A 4365-nucleotide genomic window follows, 5' to 3' on the forward strand; every position below is an offset into this window, starting at 1 on the left:
CACACGAACCGGCACCCCACCCGAAATCGTCGGCCCCGCGGCCGAGTTGATGTGCGAGGCTGGGCCCGGCCGGTACGGACCGCGGCCACGGCGGCCGCGGAGAGGAGCGCAGCGTGACCAAGGACGGCGTCGAAGCCGTGGACATCGACACCAGCAGACCGCACCCCGCGCGGATCTACGACTACCTCTTGGGCGGCAAGGACCACTACGCGGTGGACCAGCGGGCCGGCGACGAGCTCGCCGCGGCGGCACCCGAGGCGCGGATCGGCGTCCGGGCGAACCGCGCCTTCCTGCGGCGCGCCGTGCGGTACGTCGTGGCCGACGGCGTCCGCCAGATCCTGGACATCGGCACCGGGCTGCCCACGTCGCCCAACGTGCACGAGGTCGCCCAGGCACTCGCACCGGACGTCCGCGTGGCCTACGTCGACAACGACCCGATCGTCGCCGCGCACGGCAACGCCCTGCTGAGCCGCTCCGGCACGACCCGCATCGTCCTCGGCGACCTGCGCGACCCGGGCTCCGTCCTGGACCACCCCGACGTCCGCCGGCTCATCGACTTCGGCCGGCCGGTCGCCCTGCTCCTCGTCGCCGTCCTGCACTTCCTCGCCGACGCGGACCGGCCCGCCGAGGTCGTGGGCACACTGCGCGACGCGCTGCCCGAGGGCAGCTACCTGGTGCTCTCACACGCCACGGGCGACTTCGCCGACCGCAGCGCCGCCCAGGCCGTCTACGCCAAGGCGACGGCCTCGCTGAACCTGCGCGGCCACGCCGAGGTGGAACGGTTCTTCGACGGCTTCGAACTCGTCGAACCGGGCCTGGCTCAGGTGCCGTTCTGGCGTCCGGACGCCCCGCCGCCACCCCGGTCCGAGGAGATCGGCTTCTACGCCGGCGTGGCCCGCAAAACCGCCTGATCACGGTCGGCCGGCCCGTCGCGCGCCATGTACGTGCGGCGGGCCGAGTGCGTCCGACCCCTTGACCGGGACCCCCGCATGGCCTCCATACTGACCGCCGAATCGATTGGCCAAATCGATTTGGCCGCCGTCCACGGCCGGATCGTCGAAGCCTGAGCCGAGCGAGCCGAACGGAGCCCGCGCGTGTCCAGTCCCGAACATCCCGTCGTCCCCGACTCCCCGCCTCCCGTCGTCCCCGACTCCCCGCCTCCCGTCGTCCCCGACTCCCCGCCTCCCGTCGTCCCCGACTCCCCGCCTCCCGCCGCCCCGGGTGCCGTCGTCCCCGACTCCCCGCCTCCGGCCGTACCCGGTGCCGTGCACCCGGTCGACGAGTCCCGGCCGCTCGGCCGGATCCTCCTCTTCGGCGTCCAGCACGTCCTCGTCATGGCGGCGACGCCCATCTCCGCGATCTTCCTGATGAGCGCCACCCTCCGGCTGAACCCGGGCGTCACCGTCGATCTGCTCTCGGCGGCCCTGCTGCTGTCCGGCGTCGGATCGCTGATCCAGTCCCTCGGGCCGTGGAAGTTCGGCCCCCGGCTGCCGTTCGTCATGCTGCCCGGCGGCGCGCCCCTGATCCTCTTCATGTCCATCGCCCAGCAGCACGGCCTGCGGACCGCCACCGGTGCCGTACTGCTCACCGCCGTGTTCACCTTCCTCGTCCTGCCCCTGTTCACGCGGCTGCTGAGGTTCTTCCCGCCCCTGGTCATCGGCACGATGATCGTGATCGTCGGCGTCAACCTGGTGAAGGTCGGCGCACTGCTGGTCACCGGGCAGCCCGGGGCACCCGGCTTCGGCGACCCGGCCCGGCTGGGGCTCGCCTTCGCCACGATCGGTCTGATCGTGCTCTTCACCCGGCTGCTGCGCGGGGTGCTGCGCCAGCTCGCCGTGCTGCTCGGTCTGGCCGCCGGTACGGTGCTCGCCGCCGCCACCGGCCAGGTGCACGCGGGTGCCCTCCTCACCGGGCAACTGGTGGGCGTACCGCACCCGCTGCCGTTCGGCACTCCCGCCTTCGACGTCGTCGCCGCCCTGCCGCTGATGCTGTACAGCCTGGCGTCCATGGCGGAGGCGACCGGGCAGACCGTCATCAACGCCGAGGCGGTGGGCAAGGACATCGACATCAGGTCGGCCGTCCCGCGCACCGTGCGCGGGGACGCCCTCACCTCGCTGATCGGCGGCTGCTTCGGGCTGCCGTTGATGGTCACCAGCGGGGAGAACATCGGCATCGTCCGGGTCACCGGGGTGCGCAGCCGGTACGTCACGGCCGCCGCCGGTGCCGTCCTCGTGGTCCTCGGCTTCCTCACCCCCGTCGCCCGGGCCATCAGCGTCATGCCCTCGGCGGTGGTCGGCGGCGCAGCGATGGCCGTCTTCGCGGTGATCACCGTACTGGGCGTGCAGATGCTCGGGCGGGCCTCCCTGGAGGACCACACGGCCGCGCTCACGTGCGCGGTCGCGCTGGCACTGGGACTGCTGCCGGTCCTGGTGCCGGGTGTGTACGCCGGTTTCCCGTCCGGCGTGCGGATCTTGCTGGAGAGCGGGGTCGCCGTGGGCGCTCTGACCGCCGCCGTCCTCAACGTCTTCTTCCACCACCTGGGCCGGCGGACCGTCACCGGCCTCGCCGCGACCGCCGTACCGGCCGAGGCGCCCGGTACGGCGGCCCGCGCGTGAGCCCCGGCCCGCACCGATGTCAGCCCGACCGACCGCTCGAACCACGGAGAACCATGACCGACCTGACCCCGGACCGGCTGCGCCACGACACGCTGCTGCTGGTCCCCGATGTGACGCTGGCCCCCGGCGGCCCGCTGGACCGGCACGCGGTGGTGGTGCGGGACGGTGTGTTCCGCGATGTCGGCCCGGCCGAACGGGTCGTCCGCGCACATCCCGGGCTGACGCCCGTGCCGCTGCCCGGACACGTGCTGATGCCGGGCTTCGTGGACGCCCATCACCATCTGACGCAGAGCTTCGGCGGTTCCCTCGCCTTCGGCGAGCCCTCGGAGATCTTCCGTCGGGTGTGGGTGCCGCTGGAGCGCGCGCTGGACGAGGAGTCGGCGTACACCGCCGCCAAACTGGCCGCACTGGAGTCACTGCGCGGGGGTTTCACGACGGTCGCCGAGTCCGGCACCCGCGCCCCGGTCGACGCGGACGTGCTCGCCTCGGCGGCACGCGACGCGGGCATCCGCTGCGTGCTGGGCCTCGTCTGCAACGACGCGGCGGACGGCACCGGTGAGGACGCCGACCCGCGTGCCGTGCTCGCCGCCGCCGAACGGCACCTGGCCCGCTACGGCGACGACGACCTGGTCCACCCCTCGCTCGCCGTGTCCGTCCCGGAGGCCGCGACCGGGCAGACGCTGGCCGCCACGGCACGGCTGGCCACCGCCGCGGGGGCCGTCGTCCAGATCCATGTGAACGAGCATCTGGTCGCCGTGGAACGCTCCCTCGTCCGCCACGGCGTGCGGCCCCTGGAGTATCTGCACCAGGTGGGCGCGCTCGGCCCGCAACTGCTGGCCGCGCACGCGACACTGCTCACCCCGGCCGAGATCACGCTGCTCGCAGACACCGGTACGGCGGTGAGCTACAACCCGGTCGCCAGCGCCTGGAAGGGCAACGCGGTGGCTCCCGCCACGGCGTTCGCCGAGCGTGGCATCAGGTTCGGTCTGGGCACGGACGGCACCCGCGGCGACGGCTTCCGGCTCGCGGACGCGGCCGAGTCCGCCCAGCGGCTCACCTACGGTCTGGCCGGCGGCGACTCGTCCTGCGGAGCGGGCTGGACCTGGCTGGAGCGGGCCGGCGCGGGCGGCGCGGACGCGGTCGGGCTCGGCCGGCTCACCGGACGGGTCGCCGTGGGCCATGCCGCCGACTTCCTGCTCGTGGATGTCAGCGGGCCGGAGATGCAGCCGTCCTGGGACCTGCCCTGGGAGCTGGTCCGGCGCGGCAACCGGGACCAGCTCACCGCCGTGTTCGTCGCGGGCCGGCTCCGGCTGTGGCACGGCTGGCCGCCGGACTGGGACGGTCCGGCTCTGGTCCGCCGGGCCGCGGAACTGGCCCGGCAGGTGGTGTCCCGTGCCGAGGTGACCCGGGCTCACCCCACTTCGGTGCGGGCCTGGCGGGACAGGGGGCCCGCGCGGCCGACCGGGGCAGCAGGGGCGGCGGGTACGACAGACATGACAGGGGTGGGAGAGACGCCAAGGAGGGCAGGGACGGCGGGGACGGCAAGAACGGCAAGGACGGCAGGGACGGCAGGGACGGCAGGGACGGCGGGGACGGCAGGGACGGCAGGGACGGCAGGGACGGCGGGGACGGCAGGGACGGCAGGGACGGCGGGGACGGCGGGGACGGCGGGGACAGTGACGGGCTCGCCTGAGGTCACTCCGGCGACGGCACGCACAGCACCAGCACCAGCACCAGCACCAGCACCAGC

Annotated in this window: 2 protein-coding genes and 1 pseudogene; all 3 read left to right on the forward strand. The window is 74.0% G+C overall.

What is annotated here, in order from left to right; all coding sequences use genetic code 11:
* Window positions 1-113 precede the first annotated feature (113 nt).
* Window positions 114-911: an SAM-dependent methyltransferase gene (locus tag GT045_RS17880; protein ID WP_161334781.1), complete on the forward strand. Its 798-nt coding sequence runs from the start codon at window positions 114-116 to the stop codon at window positions 909-911.
* A 183-nt stretch (window positions 912-1094) separates the two neighbouring features.
* Complete coding sequence (locus GT045_RS17885) at window positions 1095-2615, forward strand: solute carrier family 23 protein (RefSeq protein WP_345942678.1); 1521 nt, start codon at window positions 1095-1097, stop codon at window positions 2613-2615.
* A 53-nt stretch (window positions 2616-2668) separates the two neighbouring features.
* A pseudogene (locus GT045_RS17890) lies at window positions 2669-4039 on the forward strand (amidohydrolase family protein); the annotation flags it as partial.
* Window positions 4040-4365: the final 326 nt, after the last annotated feature.

This window comes from Streptomyces sp. SID486 (assembly GCF_009865385.1).
Lineage (GTDB): Bacteria > Actinomycetota > Actinomycetes > Streptomycetales > Streptomycetaceae > Streptomyces.